Raw genomic sequence first — 18,898 nt, 5'->3', positions numbered from 1 at the left:
GCCCCGCCCGGGACCCGCCACCCCACTCCGGTCCGCCCGGCGACGGCCCGCAGGTCACCCGGGGGACGCCGCCGCCTCCGCCGACGAGCCGCGCACCACCAGCCTGGGCAGCAACTCGATTCGGCGCACCGCCTCGGGGGCCGCGCCCCGCGGATGCTCCAGCCGGCGCAGCAGCACCTCGGCGGCGACCCGGCCGATCTCCTCCTTCGGGGGCGCCACCGCCGTCAGGGGCGGACTGCCCAGCGCCGCCACCACGTCGTCGTACGCCACCACCGAACAGTCCTGCGGCACCCGCACCCCGCCCTCGCGCAACTGCTGCACCAGCATCAGCGCGTCCACGTCCGCGTGCAGCACCGCCGCGGTCGCCCGGTGCTCGCGCAGCACCGCGCACAGGTCCACCAGCGGCGCCGCCTGCCCGCCGGTGCCGGGCTGCCGCGTCGGATCGGGTGCCGTCGCGGCAGCCGCCTCGGAGGTGAGGACCACCGCCCAGTCCGCCACCTCGGGCCGCTCGGCGGCGATCCGTGCGAACGCCGTGCGCAGGGTGCGCGCGGTGGGGCTGTCGTCCCGCGCGGCCAGCACCAGCCGGCGATGGCCCAGCCCGATCAGATGGTCGAGCGCCAGATGCGCCCCGTACCAGTGGTCACTGCACACCGAGTCGAGGGCGTGCAGCGGGGTACCGGCCTCGGGCCGGCGCTCCATCAGCACCGCAGGCACGGGGAGTTCGCACAGCCACCGCTCGTCCAGTGCCGGGGCGTCCGCGGTGCGCCAGCGCGGCGCCACCAGCAGTCCGCGCGCCCCCTGCTCCACCGCCTGCCGCGCCATCTCCCGTTCGGCGCCCGGATGGTGGCGTGCGATGTGCAGGGCCGCCCGTACACCGGCCGCCTCCAGCACGGCACGGGCCCCGCGCACCGCCTCGAACAGGTACGAGTGGTGCTCCGGGACGATCAGCCCCACCGCCGGCGCCGCGGCGTCCACCGTGCGGGGCGCCTCCTGCTGCCCGGGTACGGAGGTCAGCGACCGGGCCACCCCGTGACCGCGCGCCAACTGGCCGCGCCGGGACAGCTCTTCCACGTCGCGGCGGACGGTCACCACGGAGACGCCCAGCTCCCGGGCCAGCGTGGTGACCCGCACCTCGCCGCGCGCCCGTACCGTCTCCAGCACCCTGTCCCGCCTCGCGGCGGCCCCCTCGCGCACGGCGCATCCTTTCGTCTGACCGTTTCTCCCTACGATACGGTCGCGCTCCCCGCCCGCCCCGGCGCCGATTCCCCGGCCCCGGGCGCCGGTCCGCCCCCGGCCCGGTGCCGGTCCGCCCCGGGCGCCGGTCCGCCCCGCCGGCGAGCGCCGCGCCCAGTCGCTCCGGGAGCGCGGGCCGTCCCCGTTCACGGGTGCGCTCTCCACCGTTCACGGGGGCGACTTCCGCTGTTCACAGGCCCGCAGTGCGCCCGACTCCCGGGCGCCGGCGCCTGCTTGACCGGGCCCTTCGCCCCGCATACCGTCCCCGCGACGAAGGACGTCATACCTCCCGGCTGGAGGCAGTGGATGCCCGACGAGACCTCCGTACCGTTCCGCGCCGGAAGCGAGGGCTACGCCAGCTTCCGGATCCCCGCGCTCGTCCGCGCCCGGAGCGGCGCCCTCCTCGCGTTCGCCGAAGGACGCGTCGACTCCGCGGACGACAGCGGACACATCGACATCGTCCTCAAACGCTCCACGGACCAGGGCCGCACCTGGGGCCCGCTCACGGCGGTGGCCACCAACGACGACGGCACGGCGGGCAACCCGGCGCCCGTCGTCCTCGCGGACGGCCGCGTCCTGCTGGTCTTCGTCCGCTCCGCCGCCGACGCCACGGAGGCCCGCATCCGCCGCGGCGAGGTGAGCCGCGAGGACGGCAGACGGGTGTGGGTCCAGCACAGCCGGGACGAGGGCGTCTCGTGGAGCGCGCCCCGCGAGATCACCGCCGAGGTGAAGCGTGCGGACTGGCGCTGGTACGCCACCACCCCGGGCCACGCCCTCCAGCTGTCCTCCGGCCGCATCCTGGTGCCGGCCAACCACTCCACGCCGCCCACCGTCGCCGGGGACGACGGTTCTCAGGGCCGCTACGACGGCGGGCACTGCCTGCTCAGCGACGACGGCGGCGCCGGCTGGCGGATCGGGTACGTGGACGACGACCCCGACGGCTGGGTGAACGTCAACGAGACGACGGCGGCCGAACTGCCCGACGGCACCGTCTACCTCAACGCCCGCAACAACTCCCGTGCCCCGGCCCACCGTTCCGACGCCCGCTCCGCGGACGGCGGTGAGACCCTCACCGCACCGTTCGCCCCGCAGGACGGGCTGACCGCCCCCGTGGTGCAGGGCAGTCTGCTGTATCTGCGCGAGCCCGGCCTGCTGCTGTTCTCCGCCCCCTCCGACCCGGCGACCCGCCGCCGGATGGCGGTCCGCACCAGCACCGACGGCGGCGTCACCTGGCGCGAGGCGCTCGCCGTGGACGACCGGCGGGCCGCCTACTCGGACATGGCGCGCCTGGACGCGCGCACGGTGGGGCTCCTCTACGAGACGGGCGACACCGGCCCGTACGAGACGATCACGTTCCGCCGCATCCCGGTGGCGGCCCTGCGCTGAGCGCACACGCGGGGCCGGAGGGGCCGGCGGGGGCCGGGACCGGTCCGGGGCGGGGGCCCGGGCGTCGCTAGGCTCGGCCGTATGCGTTCAGCCCTCCGGATCACCACCCGCAACGCCCGCTTCCAGCAGTGGCAGGCCCTGCTGTCCAACCGCACCAAGCGCCGGCGTTCGGGCGAGTTCCTGGTCCAGGGGGTGCGTCCGATCACGCTCGCCGTCGAGACCGGCTGGCCGGTCGCCGCGCTGCTGTACGCGGACGGCCGCCGCCTCTCCGGCTGGGCCCGCACCCTGCTCGACGACCCCGGTGTGCCGGGGGAGCGCGTGGCGATGGCGCCCGGTCTGCTGGCCGAGCTGAGCGAGCGGGAGGACGGGGACGCGGAGCTGGTGGCCGTCGTCCGGATGCCCGAGGACGACCTGTCCCGCATCCCCACCGGTCCCGCCTTCCTCGGCGTCCTCTTCGACCGTCCCACCAGCCCCGGCAACATCGGCAGCATCATCCGTTCCGCGGACGCCTTCGGCGCGGACGGCATGATCGTCACCGGGCACGCCGCCGACGTCTACGACCCCAAGTCCGTGCGGGCCAGCACAGGTTCGCTCTTCTGTCTCCCCACCGTCCGCGTCCCCTCACCACGCGAGGTCGACGACTGGCTGGCCGGCCGGACCGAGCACCCCCTCACCGTCGTCGGCACCGACGAAGGAGGGGAGACGGAACTGTACGAAGCGGATCTGACGGGCCCCACCCTGCTGTTGGTCGGCAACGAGACCAGCGGACTGAGCACCGCCTGGCGCGAGCGCTGCCACCGCACCGTCCGCATCCCGATGCGCGGCAGGGCCAGCTCCCTCAACGCCGCGAACGCGGCCACGGCCGTCCTCTACGAGGCGGCGCGGCAGCGCGACCGGGCGCGCCCGGCGTGAGCACCTTCACTGCGGGCCGTGCGGGCGCGGTCCGCACAGGGGTGGCAGGATGCGGCGTATGAACACTGCTGACTCTTCCGCTGCCGGGAACGCCGCCCCCAAGAAGGACCCGTGGGACCTGCCGGACGTGTCGGGGATGACCGTCGGGGTCCTCGGCGGCACGGGTGACCAGGGCCGCGGGCTCGCCTACCGGCTGGCACTGAGCGGACTGCCCGTGATCATCGGTTCGCGTGCCGCGGAACGGGCACAGCAGGCCGCCGGGGAGATCGGCCACGGTGTCGAGGGCGCGGACAACGCCGAGTGCGCGCGCCGCAGCGACATCGTCATCGTCGCCGTCCCGTGGGAGGGCCACGCCAAGACGATCGAGGCGCTGCGCGAGGAGCTGACGGGCAAGCTGGTCGTGGACTGCGTCAACCCGCTCGGCTTCGACAAGAAGGGCGCCTACGCGCTCGTGCCCGAGGAGGGGAGCGCCGCTCAGCAGGCGGCGGCCCTGCTGCCCGAGTCGCGGGTGACGGCCGCGTTCCACCACCTGTCGGCGGTGCTGCTGTCCGACCCGGAGGTGACCGAGATCCCCACCGACGTCATGGTGCTGGGGGAGAAGCGCGCGGACTGCGAGATCGTGCAGGCGCTGGCCTCCCGCATCCCCGGGATGCGCGGCGTCTACGCGGGCCGGCTGCGCAACGCGCACCAGGTGGAGTCGCTGGTCGCCAATCTGATCTCCGTCAACCGCCGCTACAAGGCGCACGCGGGCGTGCGCCTCACCGACATCTGAACCGGCTGGAGGGTACGGCGTGAAGCGGCGGATTCCCGGCGGCGGCCTCACGGTGGCCGTCGTCGTGGCGGCCGTGCTGGCGGCCTGCTCCGGACAAGGCGGTGACGGCCACGGCAGCGGCGGCGACGGCCACCGCGGCGGCGACGGGGCGGGCGGGAAGAGCGCCGCGCCCCTGAGCGTCGCCGCGCTCCGGTCGCTGGCCGCCGACGCCGAGGGCACCACCTGTCCCGTCCCCTACGACGTGCCCGCCGCGCTGCGGGCCGCGGACGTGCACCGCCAGGTCGAGCGGCGGTCCGTGGAGGGCGAGCTGCCCGACGGCCCGGACTCGGCGCTGGCACGGTTCAAGGGCGCCCTGGTCGGCTGCGGCTACCGCATCGGCGGGGAACGGGCCCGCCTCTTCACGGTCGGCGCGGGCGAGGGGCACGCCGTCAACGTGCTGCTGCCGCAGATCCAGCACGACGCGCGGCTGGAGATGGCCGGGCTGCAACGGTACGCGGCCCGCACGGGCAAGGCCGCCGAGGGCGAACCGGTGCTCACGCCGAGCGGCAACGTGGCGTCCGTCCGGCTGCCGGTGGCGGGTGACGGGGACCTCGCCCTGGTGGTCACCGTCGGCGAGGGCCGCACACAGCTGTCCCGTACCGAGATGACCGCCTTCGCCCGCCACCTGGCCGGGCAGGGCACCCGCGGCTGAGCCCGCACCGCCCCGGACCGGCCGCACCCGCCCGCCCGGAGCGGCGGCCGTCCGCGCACGTGGCCCCGCGGCCAGGTGTCGGCACCCCGGCGTGCGGGCACCCAGCCCAGCCGGACATGCGGGTCCCGCCCGCCCCGCCCATCATGGGGTGAGCGGTGACCGGCCACAGGCGCGCCCGCCAGGAGGCACGGATGGGACAGGAGCCCGCAGCCGCCGCCGGGCGGAACGGGGCGGACACGGACGGTCCCGGCCGGCGGCCGGGAGACGACCCCGGCCGGCAGGGACGAGCCCCCGGCCGGCAGGACGCACAGGCCACGGGCCGGCAGGACGGACACGGGGGCGAGGGCTACACGCCGGACCCCCGGCGCTGGAAGGCGCTCTCCGTCTGCCTCGTCGTCGGCTTCATGGCGCTGCTGGACGTCTCCATCGTCAATGTGGCCCTGCCCGCCATCGAGGAGGGCCTGGGCGCCTCCGAGTCGGCGCTCTCCTGGGTGGTCTCCGGCTACGCGCTCACCTTCGGGCTGGTCCTGGTGCCGTCGGGACGCATCGGGGACGCCCTCGGCCGGCGCACGGCCTTCCTCGCCGGACTGGTGCTGTTCACCGCCGCCTCCATGGCGTGCGGCTTCGCGCAGAGCCCCGGCTGGCTGGTGACGGCACGGCTGGTGCAGGGCATGGCGGGCGGGCTGCTGAACCCGCAGATCTCCGGAATGATCCAGCAGCTGTTCCGGGGCGCCGAGCGGGGCCGGGCCTTCGGCATGCTGGGCTCGACGATCGGGCTGTCCACCGCCGTCGGCCCGCTGCTGGGCGGGCTGCTCATCCAGGGCTTCGGCGCCGACGAGGGCTGGCGCTTCGTCTTCTTCGTCAACCTGCCCATCGGCGTCGTCGCCTTCCTGCTGGCGCTGCGCCTGGTGCCCGCGGCGTGCGCCGAGCGGGACCGCGAGCACCGCGAGTCCCTCGACCCGGTGGGCGTGCTGCTGCTGGGCGCCGCCGTCATCGCGGTGATGCTGCCCCTGGTGGAGGAGCGGCAGTGGCACGGCCAGGGCAAATGGCTGCTGGAGCCGGTCGGGGTGCTGCTGGCCGTGGTCTTCCTGTGGTGGGAGCGCTCCTTCAAACGGCACGGCAGGGCGCCGTTGGTGGACCTGCGCCTCTTCCAGGACCGCTCGTACTCGCTGGGAACACTGCTGGGGCTGGTCTACTTCGCCGGCTTCACCACGATCTTCTTCATCTTCACCCTCTTCCTCCAGAACGGGATGCGCTACAGCGCCCTCCAGGCCGGGCTGACGCTGACGCCGTTCGCGATCGGCTCGGCGACGTCCGCGGTCGTGGGAGGCCGCTTCATCACCCGTGTCGGACGGCCGCTGATCGCCGCCGGGCTCGGCCTCGTCCTCATCGGGCTGGCGGGGGCCTGGCTCGCGGTGCACGAGGTGCGCAGCGACGCGGTGGGCTGGGCGCTGGTGGCGCCGATGCTGTGCGCCGGGTTCGGGTCGGGACTGGTCATCTCGCCCAACCAGACGCTGGCCCTGCACTCGGTGCCGGTCGCGCAGGGCGGCGCGGCCGGCGGGGTGATCCAGACCGGGCAGCGGATCGGTTCGGCCGCCGGGATCGCCGCCGTCGGCGCCGTCTTCTTCGCCTGGCTGGCCTCCAGCCACGACTGGGCGACCGCGCTGGACGCCGGCCTGGTCACCGCGATGTGTTTCGTGGCGGGCGCGCTGGTGGTGGCCCTGGTGGACGTGGCGTACGGGCGTCGGGCGGCCCGGCAGGAGGCCCGCCGGGAGGGGTGAGCGACAATGGCTGGTGCACGCAAGGACCCCGACCCCTCGCTGGAGACCGCCCCATGCCCGCCCCCGCCCGCCGAGCCCCCAGGGGCCTCGCCCTGTATGCGACCGTCATCTGCCTCCTGGCCGTCGTCGCGGCCGTGGTCTCCTTCGTGAACGGCCAGTGGCTCGGCATCATCTGGGTGCTGCTGGCCGGTCTGACCTCCAACATGGCCTGGTACTACCACCGGCGTGGCCGGTCCGTACCGGCCGAACGCGCCGGCTGACCCGTCCCCGCGCCCGGCCCGCGGCCGAGGCGAACGGTCCGGCCGCCTCACGGGAGCAGGACGTTCTGGGGTTCGCCCTGCCAGAAGCGGAAGTATTCGAGGCCCAGGTAGGTCTCCAGTTCGGAGACCCCCAGCCCGCGCAGCAGGGTGTCGACGACGTTCCAGAAGACCTCGTTGACCTGCGGGATCCACAGACAGCCGAAGACGATCAGCAGACCGAACGGGGCGAACGGCTCCGCCTGCCGGCGGGCCTGCGGCGACAGCCACGGTTCGATGACGCCGTAGCCGTCGAGCCCGGGGACGGGCAGGAAGTTGAGCAGCGCGGCCGTCACCTGGAGCAGCGCCAGGAAGGCGAGGGCGCAGCGGAAGGCGACGGGCACGTCGGCCACCCCGTGCAGCCAGAACGGCGCGGTGAGCACCGCGGCGAACAGGGCGTTGGTGAGCGGCCCGGAGGCGGAGATGAGGCTGTGCTTCCACCGGCCCCTGATCCGCCCGCGGTCGATGTAGACGGCACCGCCGGGCAGCCCGATCCCGCCGAGGACGACGAACAGGACCGGCAGCACGACGCTGAGCAGCGCGTGGGTGTAGCGCAGAGGGTTGAGCGTCAGATAGCCCTTGTCGGCCACCGAGAGGTCACCGGCGCCGAGCGCGGAGCGCGCGTGCGCGTACTCGTGCAGGCACAGGGAGACGAGCCACCCGGAGACGACGAAGAGGAAGACGGCGAAGCCGGTCACCTCCGCCCAGCCGTACCAGACGGCCCAGCCGGAGACGGCCATGACGGCGGCGATCCCGAGGAACACCGGACTGATCCGGTGGTGCTCCGGGTGGGTGGATGCGCTGGTCATGGGGCATGACCGTACCGGCAGGAGGCAGGGCCCGCGAACCCCCGCCCGGTCGGGGCGCGGGGCACGCCGCCGGGCCGGGGCACCCCGCGGCGACTCCGCGGAGCCGGCCCCGGAGCGCCCCGGGGCCGGCGGCTGTGTCAGCGGGAGCGGGCCTTCCGGGTGCGGGACCGGTTCTCCTTGCGGATGGCCTCCAGCAGCTCGCCCTTGGACATCCGGGAGCGCCCCTCGACGCCGAGCCGCTGCGCCACGCCGTACAGGTGCTGCTTGGGCGCGTGCTCGTCCACGCCCTGCCCGCTGCGCCCGCCCCGCCCGCGGGGGCGTCCGGACTGCGGGTCGGACGGGCCCTTACGGCCGCCGCTCTTGCGTTCCCAGTGGTCGCCGACCTTCTCGTGGGTGTGCTTGAGCGCCCCGTACGCGACGCGGTGGGACCGCTGGCCCTCGCCGTACTCCTTGACGGCGGAGTCGTGCGCCTTAGCCCACGTCCGCTGGGCACTCTGCGGCGAGCGCTGAAGGGTGGACGGCATCTCCTGACGAGCGGGCATGGAAACCTCCTGGCGATACCCGTGGTTCCGGCGCCCGGGTGCCCCACGGGGAACCTCCCAAACGGGGTGTACGCCGCAAAACGGAATCGGCTCATGTATCCGGCCCCGCCGCTGCCCGTACCGTCCGGGAAGGGCCGCCCCGAAGCCGTGCCGGAGGGCGGTGAGCGGAGCATGGCGGGGCAGTTGGCCGCTGCCACCGGGGGCCCGGTGCGGCCGGTGGCAGTATGTGGGGGTGCGCTACCTCTACCGCGTTCTGGGCACCACACAGGCCCTCCGGACCGACGGCACGGCCGTGCCGCTCGGCGGGGCGCGCCTCCGTGCCGTCCTGACCGCGCTCGCCCTGGCGGGAGGCGGCGCGGTGCGGACCGGCCAGCTCGCGGCGGCCGTGTGGGCCGAGGACGAGGAGGCCCCCGCCGACGAGACGGCCGCCGTCCAGGCACTCGTCGGCCGGCTGCGCAGAGCACTGGGCCGGGACGCGGTGGAATCGGTGACCGGCGGCTACCGGCTGGCGGCCTCCCGGGATGACATCGACCTCTTCCGCTTCGAGCGGCTCGCCGCCGAAGGGGCCGCGGCGCTCGCGGACGGCGACCCGGCCCAGGCCGCCGACCTGCTGGACGACGCCCTCGCCCTGTGGCGCGGCCCCGCACTGGCCGACCTGCCCGACGGGGGCGGCCCGGCCGGCATCCGCGCCGCCGACCGCGCCGTGGCCGCCCGCCGCGACCGGGCGCGCGCCGCGCTCGCCCTCGGCCGGGCCGAGGAGATCCTGCCTGCGGTGCGGGAACTGGCCGCCGCGCACCCGCTGGACGAACCGCTCCAGGCCCTGCTGATCCGCGCCCTGCGGGAGACCGGCCGCACCGCCGAGGCGCTGGCCGTCTACGAACAGGTCCGCAGCCGGATAGCGGACCGGCTCGGCGCCGACCCGGGCACCGAACTGCGCACCCTGCACGCCGAGTTGCTGACCGGCGACCCCGCCCCGGCCCCGTCCGGCGGTCCCGCCCCGGCTCCCTCCGGCAGCTCCTTCCCGGCCTCGCCCGGCGGTCCGGCCACGGCTCCCTCCGGCGGCCCCTTCCCGGAGCCGCCGGCCGGTCCCACTTCGGGCCCGTCCGGCGGTCCGGCCGCGGCCCCGCCCGGCGGTCCCGCCTCGGCCCCGCCCGGCGGTCGCTCCCAGGGGCTGCCCGGTGGTCCCGCTCCGGCTTCTCCTGGTGGTCCCGCCCCGGCCCCGTCCGGCGGTCCCTCCCCGGCGTCCTCCGACGGCCCCGTCCCGGCGTCGCCCGGCGGTCCGGCCCCCGTCCGGTCCGTGGATGACGCCCCCGCGTCGGTGCCCGCCGGGGCGGCCGACGGCCGGGGAGCGCCGCCGTACGCGGCCGGTGCCGGGCGGGTGCCGGCCGGGGCGCGGAGGCCGGGGAACCTGCGGTCCATGCTCACCTCGTTCGTCGGACGGGACGACGAGCTGCGCGCGATCGGCGAGGAGCTGTCGGCGTCGCGGCTGGTGACGCTGACCGGGCCGGGCGGCGCCGGGAAGACGCGGCTGTCGCTGGAGGCCGCGGCCCTGGCCACCGAGCGGGGCGCCACTTGGTCGGACGGGGTGTGGGTGGCCGAACTCGCGGGGGTGCGCGGCCAGAACGCCCAGCGGGAGACCGCCGAGGCCGTCCTGACCGCGCTCGGCGGCAGGGAGACGGTGCTGACCGGTTCGGCCGCCGAGGGCTTGGTGGCCGCGACCGACCCGACGGCGGGTGACCCCCTCGCCCAGCTCGCCGAGCACTGCGCGGGGCGGCGCATACTCCTGGTGCTCGACAACTGCGAGCACGTCATCGACGCGGCGGCCCGGGTGGCGGAGACCCTGCTGATGGAGTGCCCGGGCGTGACCGTGCTGGCCACCAGCCGGGAACCGCTGGGCGTTCCCGGCGAGTCGGTGCGCCCGGTCGAGCCGCTGCCCGATCCGGTGGCGCTGCGGCTGCTGGCCGACCGCGGGGCCGCGGCCCGTCCCGGGTTCCGTACGGAGGAGGACCCGGAGGCCTGCGCGGAGATCTGCCGCCGGCTGGACGGGCTGCCGCTGGCGATCGAGCTGGCCGCGGCCCGGCTGCGCTCGTTGACGCCGCGCCAGCTGGCGTCCCGGCTGGACCGCCGGTTCCGGCTGCTGACCAGCGGCAGCCGTACGGTGCTGCCGCGGCAGCAGACGCTGCGGGCGGTGGTCGACTGGTCGTGGGAGCTGCTGGACGGGCCCGAGCGGGCCGTGCTGCGGCGGCTCGCGGTGTTCGCGGGCGGCTGCGAGCTGGAGCAGGTCGAGGAGGTGTGCGCCGACCTCTTCCCCGAAGCGGCGGATGCGGGCGGCCACGACGGGACCGGCGGGAGCGCCGCCGCCGTACTGGGTTCCCTTGTCGACAAATCGTTGGTGGTGGCGGTGCCGAACCGAGCCGGCGCCGGGACGGGCATGCGCTACCGGCTGCTGGAGACCGTCGCCGAGTACGCGGCCGGGAAACTGGACGGCGAGCCCGGCGAACGCGAACGAGCCGAACGCCGCCATCTGGTCGCCTACCGCGAACTGGCCCGCACCGCCGACCCTTTGCTGCGCGGCCCGCAGCAAGCCGCCTGGCTGGACCGGCTGGAGAGCGAGCACGACAACATCCGTACGGCCCTGCGCCGGGCCTTCGCCGCCCGCGACGAGCAGGAAATGCTCTGCCTCGTGCTGTCCATGGGCTGGTTCTGGCAGCTGCGCGGCCACCGCAGCGACGCCAGCGCCTGGGCCGAGGCGACCGTCACCCTCGGCCCCGACCCCTTCGCCTCGCCGCTGCGCCCCGCCCGGCCCGTCCACGAACCGTGCACCGCGGCGCCGCCGCCGATGACCGGAGAGGTCCTGTGGGAGGCGCGGCGCGGGGTGCGGCTGATGGTGCTGGCCGACGCGGAGGACGGTATCGACCTGGTGCGGCGCCCCGCACGCCAGGCCGAACTGCGCAACGTCACCCGCGCCTACACGCCGGGCATGCCGCAGGTCTGCCGGCTCCCCGGGTGCATGTGGCTGTTCGCGTGGATGCTGACCGGCGACTTCGCCGCCCTGAAGGAGCTGTGCGACGCGCAGGTGCGCGCCTGCCGGGAGCTGGGGTACGAGTGGGAGCTGGCGTTCGCCCTCCAGCTCCGCTCGAAGCTGTTGAGCGACCGGCCCGGGGGATGGGACCAGTCGGGCGAGGACGCGGCCGAGAGCCTGGAGATCTTCCGCCGCGCCGGGGACGCCTGGGGCGAGGCCGAGGCGCTGTCGGGCCGGGCCGAGGCGCTGGCGGCACGCGGCGAGTTCGGGCAGGCGGCGACGGACTACCGGATGGCCATCGAGCGCGCCGCCCAGCTCGGCGCCCACAGCCAGGTGCCGCAGCTCAAGTCGCGGCTGGGCGCCGTCCTGGTGGAGCTGGACGATCCCGCACAGGCCGCGGAGGGCGACCGGCTGATGCGGGAGGCGACCGAGGAGTCGGAGGGGCTGCCCGGCGACGGGCCGAACTTCGCGGCCGTCCAGCTCGCCGTCCATCTGGTCCGCCGGGGCGAGCCGGCCCGGGCCCAGGAGCTGCTGGAGCCGCTGGAGGCGCGGTTCGAGGACAAGTCGCCGCAGCTGTTCGCCGGCATGGTGCAGGGCATCATGGCCTGGGGGCACCTGGTGGCGGGCCGGCCGGCGGACGCGCTGGCCAAGCTGCGGGTCTCCATCGTGCGGACCCGTGAGGTGCTGGCGGACGCCGTCACCCCGCATCTGACGCTCAGTCAACTGCTGACGGCCGCCGGCGCGCTGGCCGGCCTGGGGCGGGGCCGGGAGGCGGGGCGGCTGCTGGGCGCCTACGACGGCCTGGCCGCGGTGCCCGAGGGCCGCTTCCCGCACCCCCTCGAACGCGAGGCGCGGCAGTCCGCCGAGAAGGCGGTGCGCGAGCTGCTGTCCGAGCGGGAGTACGCCGACGCGCACGCCGAGGGCGACGGTCTCTCCATCGAAGAGGCCGTCGCCCTGGTGCGGAACGCGTGAGCGGCGCCCGCCGGGTGCCCGGCGGGGTGGGGCAGCCGCTCCGGTGCCCTCATGCCTTCTTGCGGAACTTGGCGATGGCGAACGGTGCCGTCACCAGCGTCAGGCCCACGGACCACACGACGGTCCACAGGACCGGGCCGCCGACGGCGCCCTCGCCCAGCATCAGGCCACGGGCCGCGTCCGCCAGGTGGGTGAGCGGGTTGACCTTGGTGAACGCCTCCAGCCAGCCCGGCATGGTGTCCGTGGAGACGAACACCGAGGAGCCGAACTGCATCGGCATCAGCACCAGGAACGAGACGCCCTGCACGGCCTGCGCCGTCTCCATCGTCAGCCCCAGCAGGATGAAGATCCACAGCAGGGACGCGCCGAACAGCGCGGTCAGACCGATGGCGGCCAGCATGCCGAGCCAGTGCCCGTTGATGTCGAAGCCGCACAGGAAGCCGACCGTCAGCAGCACGGTGACGGCCACCAGCATGCGGCCGACCTCCACCACGGACTTGGCTATCAGCACCGAGGACCGGGCGATCGGCATCGACCGGAAGCGGTCCATGACGCCCTTGCGGAAGTCCTCGTTGATGCCGGTGCCCACGGCCATGGCGATGGACATGCCCATCATCCCCATCATGCCGGGGATCAGGTACTGCACGTACTGGTCGCGGCTCGCACCGCCGCCGTCGCCGCCGATCGCGCCGCCGAAGACGTAGACGAACAGCAGGGTGAAGACGATCGGCATCAGCAGGGCGTCGAACATCGACTCCGGGTCCTGCTTGATCTGCAAGGCGTTGCGGCGGACGAGCGCGCCGATGTGCCGCAGATTGGCCCGCAGTCCGATGCGGCCGTCGTCGGCGCCCGGCCGCACGGGGCCGGAACCGGTTCCTGAGCCGGCACCGGGCGGGGTCCGCTCCGCCCCGGACCGGGACTCGTTGACGGTGGCGGTGCTCACGCCGCTACCTCCTCGATCTCTGTCTCGTCGTCCTGATGGGTGGCCTTCTGGCCGGTGAGGGCGAGGAACACCTCGTCCAGACTGGGCAGGTGGGTGGCGATGTCGGCGATGGCGAAGCCGCGGGCGCCCAGCAGCCCGACGACCGCCGTCAGCTGTTCGTCGCTGACGATGGGGACGCTGACCACGCCCGCCTCCGGGTCGGCGGTGGCGCCGGCGACCCCGTCCAGACCGGCTTGCGCGAGCGCGTCGGCCATCTTCGTCACCTCGCCGGTGTCCACCGGGCGGATCTCCAGCGTCCGGCCGCCGACCTTCGCCTTCAGCTCCGGCACCCGGCCCTCGGCGATGACCCGGCCCCGGTCCACCACTGTCAGCTCGCTGGCGAGCTGTTCGGCCTCCTCCATGTACTGCGTCGTGAGCAGCACGGTGTTGCCGTCCGCCACGATGTTCTGCACCTCGTCCCACACCTCGTTGCGGGTGCGGGGGTCGAGACCGGTGGTCGGCTCGTCGAGGTACAGCACCTTCGGGCGGCCGATCATGGAGGCCGCCAGATCGAGCCGCCGGCGCATACCGCCGCTGTACTTGCTGGCCGGACGGCGGGCCGCCTCGGTGAGGGAGAACCGCTCCAGCAGCTCGTCGGCGCGCTTGCGGGCCTCGGAGCGGGGCAGGTCGAGCAGCCGCCCGATCATGTAGAGGTTCTCCCAGCCGGACAGCTTCTCGTCCACCGAGGCGTACTGCCCGGTGAGACCGATCGTCCGGCGGAGCTGACGCGGCTGGCGCACCACGTCGAACCCGGCGACGGTCGCGGTGCCCGCGTCCGGCAGCAGCAGGGTGGAGAGCATCCGCACGAGCGTCGTCTTGCCCGCGCCGTTGGGGCCGAGGACGCCCATCACCGTGCCCTCGCGCACATCGAGGTCGATGCCGTCGACGGCCCTCGTCTCCCCGAAGTGCTTGACCAGTCCGCGGACCTCGACCGCGTTCGTCGTCTTCTTCCGTGTCATGTCCGCCAATGTGCCAGGTGGCACCGACAGGCCACCGACACGTCACCGACACCGCACCGACACACCTGCCCCCCGCACCGTGCGGTGCGGGGGGCAGGTGGCGGGCGGGTCGCGCGAGGCGTGCACGGCCCGCGACGTAGCCGCGGGTGCGCTGTTATGCGTAGGAGTGTTCGGCCGCCGGGAAGGAGCCGTCCACCACGTCCTGGGCGAAGGCGTGAGCGGCCTCACCCAGCGCGCCGCGCAGCTCGGCGTACCGCTTCACGAAGCGGGGCAGCTTGCCGGGGGTGAGACCGGCCATGTCCGTCCACACCAGGACCTGGGCGTCACAGTCGGCGCCGGCCCCGATGCCGACCGTCGGCACGTGCAGCGCCCGCGTCACCTCGGCGGCGACAGGCGCGGGCACCATCTCCAGCACGACGGCGAAGGCCCCGGCGTCCTGGACGGCCTTGGCGTCGCGCATCAGCCCGTCCGCCGCCTCCTCGCCGCGGCCCTGCACCCGGTAGCCCATGGCGTGCACGGACTGCGGGGTCAGCCCGATGTGCGCCATGACGGGGATGCCCGACCGCACGAGCAGCGCGATCTGATCGGCGGACCGCTCGCCGCCTTCGAGTTTGACGGCGCCCGCCCCGGCCTCCTTGATCAGCCGGGTGGCGCTGCGCAGCGCCTGCACCTCGCCCTCCTGGTAGGAGCCGAAGGGCAGGTCGGCGACGACGAGCGCCTGCTCGGTGCCGCGGACGACGGCGGCCGTGAGCATGGTCATCTGGTCGAGGGTCACGGGTACGGTCGTCTCGTAGCCGAGGTGGCAGTTGCCGGCCGAGTCGCCGACGAGCAGGACGGGGATGCCGGCCTCGTCGAAGACGGAGGCGGTCATCGCGTCGTAGGCGGTGAGCATGGGCCACTTCTCGCCCCGCTCTTTGGCGAGTGCGAGGTCGCGCACGGTCACGCGGCGGTTGCGGGTTCCCCCATAGAGCGTCTGTGGCATGGCTCTGTCTCCAAGGTGTCGTCTCGAAGCGCCCTGACGGCGTCTCCGGATCCGTCTCCATGCTGGCACGCGAGCGCGGGGCCCGGTAGGGGCGGCGGCGGCCGGCCGTCTGTCCGGCGCCGGGCAGCGGACCGGCCCCGGTCCCCGGGAGGAGACGGCGCGGTGAACGCCCTGTGGTGGTGCTGATCGGCGTGCTGACGGCACCGTTGCTCTCCCGTATCCTGCTGCGTGTCTGGGAGGACCTGCCCGAGGAGACATCCGGGCGGATCGTCGACGCCTTCCTCGACCGCCCGCGTCCAAGGACGTGACCCGGCGGCCGGCGTGCCGGGCCCGCTCGGCTTGTCCGGTCCGGGTCGATGTGCGCGTTGTGTCACAGTCGCGAATCCACCGCGCTCCCGCGGAACCCGGTGCGCTCCTTGCCTCGTCCTCCCAGCAGACCCGCACCGGACCGTGTCGTTTCAGGGCGAAGGCGGCAGCAGGGCCGAAGGGTTCATCTTCAGGAGAACCGGTATCGCCTATCGTTCATCGGGCACCAGCACAGGCAAGTGAGGACGGCGGATGGCGCGCGTGTACACGTCGGAGGCCACGAACAGCGACGAAGACAGCCCGCGGAAGGGATTTCTCTCCCGATTCCCCCGGCGTTCCGGCGAGCGCCCCCGCGGTCTGTTCTCCCGCTGGGCCGGCTCCGGGAAGTGGCGGCGCGGAATCATCCTGGCGCTGCTCGCCGTCGCGCTCGGGTTCGCCTTCATCCTGCACGCCGAGGTGCCCAACTCCATCGGCAACATCGGCTCCCTGTGGGAGACCTTCCTGCCCTGGGGCGGCCTGCTGATCCCGGTGCTGCTCGTCTGCGCCCTGCTGCGCCGCAGCGTCACCGCGCTGGTGGCGCTGCTGCTGCCGACGGTGGTGTGGGTCAACCTCTTCGGCGGGGTCTTCCACGACAAGACCTCGACCGCGTCCGGCGATCTGATGGTCGTCACGCACAACGTGAACGCCGACAACCCCCACCCGGAGCGGACGGCCCGGCAACTGGCCCGCTCGGGTGCCGACGTGATCGCGCTGGAGGAGGTCCCCTCCTCCCAGAGCGACTTCTACGAGGACGGGCTGCGCAAGTCGCACCCCTACCACAAGCTCGCCGGCACGGTTGGGATCTGGAGCAAGTACCCGCTGTCCGGCGCCCGTACCGTGGACATCAAGATGGGCTGGCCGCGGGCGATCCGGGCCACCGTGCGCACCCCCAAGGGCGTGATCGCCGTGTACACCGCGCATCTGCCCTCGGTGCGGGTGCAGTTCAAGTCAGGCTTCACCGCCGGTCAGCGTGATGCCAGCGCCCGGGCGCTGGGCCGGGCCATCTCCCACGACCGGGCCGACACGGTGATCCTCCTCGGCGACCTCAACGGCACCATGAACGACCGCGCCCTGGCGCCCATCACCTCCCAGATGCGCTCGGCCCAGGGTGCCGCGGGCAAGGGCTTCGGCTTCAGCTGGCCGGAGTCGAGGCCGATGGCGCGGATCGACCAGATCATGGTCAAGGGCGCCGATCCCGTCTCGGCCTGGACACTGTCGCCCACCGGGAGCGACCACCTCCCCGTCGCGGCCAAGGTGAACCTGCCGGGCTGACCACCACCTGTGCCGGGCTGACCACCTGTGCCGGGCTGACCACATATGCCGGACTGACCACGTACCGGAACGTCATGGGCACGTAACGGCAGGTTTTGCAGCCTGGAACATCTGCCTGCGACACTTTGTTGCACCGCAAAACATAGAGGGGGCGGCCCCGTGTGCCGCCCCGGGCGGTCCGTGCCGCCCAGGTGAGTCCCCGCGGGGGCTCACCTTTCTGTGTCTCGTGCTGTTCATCTGTCCGGTCAGCGGTCAGCGCTCCGCACCGCATCCCTTCCGCACGCGTCGAAAGGTCTTCTCCGCATGCCTCTGGCTCTGCTCGCACTCGCCGTGGGCGCCTTCGGTATCGGCACCACCGAGTTCGTGATGATGGGCCTGCTGCCGAACGTCGCCGACGATCTCGGCACGTCCGTCCCCACCGCGGGGTACCTGGTCTCCGCGTACGCCCTCGGCGTCGTCCTCGGCGCCCCGCTGCTCACCGCCGTCGGCGCCCGCGTCCCGCGCAAGCTGATGCTGCTGCTGTTGATGGGGCTGTTCACCGTCGGCAACCTCGCCTCGGCCCTCGCGCCCGGATTCGGCACCCTGCTGGCCGGCCGGGTACTGGCGGGACTCCCGCACGGCGCGTTCTTCGGCGTCGGCGCGGTGGTCGCGGCCCGGCTCGTGCGGGAAGGCCGCGCGGCCCGCGCCGTGGCGACCATGTTCCTCGGGCTGACCGTCGCCAACATCGTCGGCGTACCCGGCGGCACCGCACTGGGCCAGCAGCTCGGCTGGCGCGCCACCTTCGTCGTCGTCACCCTCATCGGCCTGGTCGCGATGGTCTCCCTCGCCCTGCTGGTGCCGCGGCTGCCGCTGGAGCACCAGGGCGGCGTCAAGCACGAACTGCGCGCACTGGGCAACCGCCAGGTCGTCCTCGGGCTGCTGACCGCCGTCTTCGGCTTCGGCGGTGTCTTCGCCGTCTACAGCTACCTCGCCTCGATGATGACCGAGGTCACCGGTCTCGCCGAGGCCTCGGTGACCTGGGTGCTCGCCCTCTTCGGCATCGGCATGACGCTCGGCACGCTGCTGGCCGGACCGCTGACCGACCGGGCCCCGCGCCGCACCCTCTACACGGCGCTCGCCCTGATGGCCGGGCTGATGCTGGCCTTCCACGCCGTCGCCACCGTCAAATGGGCCGCACTGCTGCTGGTGGGCCTGCTGGGCGCCGTCGGCTTCCTGATCACCACGCCGGTCCAGATGCTGGTGATGCGGGCCGCCTCCGACGCCCCGACGCTGGCCTCCGCCTCCAACCACTCCGCGTTCAACCTCGCCAACGCGGGCGGCGCCTGGCTCGGCGGCGCGGTGATCGCCGCCGGCTGGGGCTGGATGTCGCCCACGCTGGTCGGTGCCGCCCTCGCCCTGGCGGGGCTGGCCATCGCCGTGACGGCGGGCGCCCTCGCCCGGGGCGAGTCCCGGGTGGTGGCCCGCGCCGAGGAGGTGCCGGCACAGGTGTCCTCCGGCCACTAGGAGGCGGCGCCGGGAGCCGGCCGTCGGTCGGTCACCGGTGTCGGCGGTCGGCTACCTGCCGGTCACCGGCGTCAGGAGACGGCGCCGGCGGGCCGCGCCGGCGCCGTACGGCGGGCGCCGTGTGGTCGGCCCTCCGGCGTCATGCGGCGGGCGCCTCCCGCACCGGCGCCCCGCCCGTGCCCCGCACGGCGTTGCACGGGCCTCCTGGTCGGCTACGCGGCCGACGGGTGGCGCTCCCGCCGGGAGGCGGCTGGCCGCCCGCGCCGCCCGTCCGCCGCCGTGGCCCGGGCGCGGCGCGGGCGGCGCGCATGCGAACGCGCATACGAAGGGGCCCGCACACCGGGCGGTTTCTAGCGGTCGTTGCAACACGTGGTTGTGTTGATCAGGCCGCGAGCAGTTTATGCAGGCGCTCGGCTGGGGTTTCCCAGCCGAGCGTTTT

16 protein-coding genes are annotated in these 18,898 nt (G+C 74.3%); 10 read left to right on the top strand and 6 right to left on the bottom strand.

Going from position 1 to position 18,898, the window contains the following annotated elements; genetic code table 11:
* Positions 1 to 54: 54 nt before the first annotated feature.
* Positions 55 to 1,194, bottom strand: a complete 1,140-nt coding sequence (locus IO40_RS0104840) for a substrate-binding domain-containing protein (protein ID WP_016468654.1) — start codon at positions 1,192 to 1,194, stop codon at positions 55 to 57.
* 345 nt (positions 1,195 to 1,539) lie between these two features.
* Here IO40_RS0104840 and IO40_RS0104835 point away from each other — a divergent pair, with 345 nt between their 5' ends.
* From IO40_RS0104835 to IO40_RS0104810, 6 genes are all read left to right on the top strand, one after another.
* Positions 1,540 to 2,619 carry a sialidase family protein gene (locus IO40_RS0104835; protein WP_016468653.1) on the top strand — a complete coding sequence of 360 codons (1,080 nt, stop codon included), beginning with the start codon at positions 1,540 to 1,542 and terminating at the stop codon, positions 2,617 to 2,619.
* Between the two features lie 81 nt (positions 2,620 to 2,700).
* Entirely contained in the window at positions 2,701 to 3,531 is an 831-nt protein-coding gene (locus IO40_RS0104830) for a TrmH family RNA methyltransferase (protein WP_016468652.1), read from the top strand.
* Between the two features lie 58 nt (positions 3,532 to 3,589).
* Positions 3,590 to 4,303, top strand: coding sequence for an NADPH-dependent F420 reductase (gene npdG, locus IO40_RS0104825; RefSeq protein WP_016468651.1), 714 nt, complete (start codon positions 3,590 to 3,592; stop codon positions 4,301 to 4,303).
* Positions 4,304 to 4,322: 19 nt separating this feature from the next.
* Entirely contained in the window at positions 4,323 to 4,994 is a 672-nt protein-coding gene (locus tag IO40_RS0104820; RefSeq protein ID WP_031174923.1) for a hypothetical protein, read from the top strand.
* Positions 4,995 to 5,185: 191 nt separating this feature from the next.
* On the top strand, positions 5,186 to 6,775 hold the full coding sequence (locus IO40_RS0104815) for an MFS transporter (protein ID WP_016468649.1): 1,590 nt from the start codon (positions 5,186 to 5,188) through the stop codon (positions 6,773 to 6,775).
* Between the two features lie 53 nt (positions 6,776 to 6,828).
* Positions 6,829 to 7,035 carry a hypothetical protein gene (locus IO40_RS0104810; protein WP_016468648.1) on the top strand — a complete coding sequence of 69 codons (207 nt, stop codon included), beginning with the start codon at positions 6,829 to 6,831 and terminating at the stop codon, positions 7,033 to 7,035.
* A 47-nt stretch (positions 7,036 to 7,082) separates the two neighbouring features.
* Here the strand turns inward: IO40_RS0104810 and IO40_RS0104805 are convergent, their stop codons facing one another.
* Both IO40_RS0104805 and IO40_RS0104800 read right to left on the bottom strand, forming a co-directional pair.
* Positions 7,083 to 7,880: a site-2 protease family protein gene (locus tag IO40_RS0104805; protein WP_016468647.1), complete on the bottom strand. Its 798-nt coding sequence runs from the start codon at positions 7,878 to 7,880 to the stop codon at positions 7,083 to 7,085.
* A gap of 137 nt (positions 7,881 to 8,017) precedes the next feature.
* On the bottom strand, positions 8,018 to 8,422 hold the full coding sequence (locus IO40_RS0104800; RefSeq protein WP_016468646.1) for a ChaB family protein: 405 nt from the start codon (positions 8,420 to 8,422) through the stop codon (positions 8,018 to 8,020).
* 226 nt (positions 8,423 to 8,648) lie between these two features.
* Here IO40_RS0104800 and IO40_RS0104795 point away from each other — a divergent pair, with 226 nt between their 5' ends.
* The gene (locus tag IO40_RS0104795; RefSeq protein WP_031174922.1) at positions 8,649 to 12,416 is read left to right on the top strand and encodes an AfsR/SARP family transcriptional regulator; all 3,768 of its coding nucleotides are present in this window, start codon (positions 8,649 to 8,651) and stop codon (positions 12,414 to 12,416) included.
* 49 nt (positions 12,417 to 12,465) lie between these two features.
* Here IO40_RS0104795 and IO40_RS0104790 read toward each other — a convergent pair whose 3' ends face one another.
* From IO40_RS0104790 to panB, 3 genes are all read right to left on the bottom strand, one after another.
* On the bottom strand, positions 12,466 to 13,359 hold the full coding sequence (locus IO40_RS0104790; protein WP_016468644.1) for an ABC transporter permease: 894 nt from the start codon (positions 13,357 to 13,359) through the stop codon (positions 12,466 to 12,468).
* Positions 13,356 to 14,357 (bottom strand): ATP-binding cassette domain-containing protein, encoded by a 1,002-nt coding sequence (locus tag IO40_RS0104785; protein ID WP_016468643.1) that lies wholly within the window; start codon positions 14,355 to 14,357, stop codon positions 13,356 to 13,358. Before IO40_RS0104785 ends, IO40_RS0104790 begins: the two co-directional genes overlap by 4 nt.
* Positions 14,358 to 14,511: 154 nt before the next feature.
* A complete protein-coding gene (panB, locus tag IO40_RS0104780) occupies positions 14,512 to 15,339 on the bottom strand; it encodes a 3-methyl-2-oxobutanoate hydroxymethyltransferase (RefSeq protein ID WP_016468642.1) in 828 nt (275 codons plus the stop codon).
* Positions 15,340 to 15,512: 173 nt separating this feature from the next.
* Here panB and IO40_RS39360 point away from each other — a divergent pair, with 173 nt between their 5' ends.
* From IO40_RS39360 to IO40_RS0104765, 3 genes are all read left to right on the top strand, one after another.
* Positions 15,513 to 15,647, top strand: coding sequence for a hypothetical protein (locus IO40_RS39360; protein WP_258775745.1), 135 nt, complete (start codon positions 15,513 to 15,515; stop codon positions 15,645 to 15,647).
* A gap of 250 nt (positions 15,648 to 15,897) precedes the next feature.
* Positions 15,898 to 16,956: an endonuclease/exonuclease/phosphatase family protein gene (locus tag IO40_RS0104770; protein ID WP_016468641.1), complete on the top strand. Its 1,059-nt coding sequence runs from the start codon at positions 15,898 to 15,900 to the stop codon at positions 16,954 to 16,956.
* Between the two features lie 303 nt (positions 16,957 to 17,259).
* Positions 17,260 to 18,459 carry an MFS transporter gene (locus IO40_RS0104765; protein WP_030409764.1) on the top strand — a complete coding sequence of 400 codons (1,200 nt, stop codon included), beginning with the start codon at positions 17,260 to 17,262 and terminating at the stop codon, positions 18,457 to 18,459.
* Positions 18,460 to 18,898: the final 439 nt, after the last annotated feature.

This window comes from Streptomyces albus subsp. albus, assembly GCF_000725885.1.
Taxonomy (GTDB): domain Bacteria; phylum Actinomycetota; class Actinomycetes; order Streptomycetales; family Streptomycetaceae; genus Streptomyces; species Streptomyces albus.
The sequence above is the reverse complement of the archived record's forward strand: the minus strand, read 5'-3'. Positions and strand labels throughout refer to the sequence as shown.

Bases quoted from the DNA above. Each gene is read 5' to 3' on its own strand.
- IO40_RS0104835 (WP_016468653.1), top strand. From the start codon at position 1,540: ATGCCCGACGAGACCTCCGTACCGTTCCGCGCCGGAAGCGAGGGCTAC.
- IO40_RS0104830 (WP_016468652.1), top strand. From the start codon at position 2,701: ATGCGTTCAGCCCTCCGGATCACCACCCGCAACGCCCGCTTCCAGCAG.
- npdG (WP_016468651.1), top strand. From the start codon at position 3,590: ATGAACACTGCTGACTCTTCCGCTGCCGGGAACGCCGCCCCCAAGAAG.
- IO40_RS0104815 (WP_016468649.1), top strand. From the start codon at position 5,186: ATGGGACAGGAGCCCGCAGCCGCCGCCGGGCGGAACGGGGCGGACACG.
- IO40_RS0104810 (WP_016468648.1), top strand. From the start codon at position 6,829: ATGCCCGCCCCCGCCCGCCGAGCCCCCAGGGGCCTCGCCCTGTATGCG.
- IO40_RS0104805 (WP_016468647.1), bottom strand. From the start codon at position 7,880: ATGACCAGCGCATCCACCCACCCGGAGCACCACCGGATCAGTCCGGTG.
- IO40_RS0104800 (WP_016468646.1), bottom strand. From the start codon at position 8,422: ATGCCCGCTCGTCAGGAGATGCCGTCCACCCTTCAGCGCTCGCCGCAG.
- IO40_RS0104785 (WP_016468643.1), bottom strand. From the start codon at position 14,357: ATGACACGGAAGAAGACGACGAACGCGGTCGAGGTCCGCGGACTGGTC.
- panB (WP_016468642.1), bottom strand. From the start codon at position 15,339: ATGCCACAGACGCTCTATGGGGGAACCCGCAACCGCCGCGTGACCGTG.
- IO40_RS0104770 (WP_016468641.1), top strand. From the start codon at position 15,898: ATGGCGCGCGTGTACACGTCGGAGGCCACGAACAGCGACGAAGACAGC.
- IO40_RS0104765 (WP_030409764.1), top strand. From the start codon at position 17,260: ATGCCTCTGGCTCTGCTCGCACTCGCCGTGGGCGCCTTCGGTATCGGC.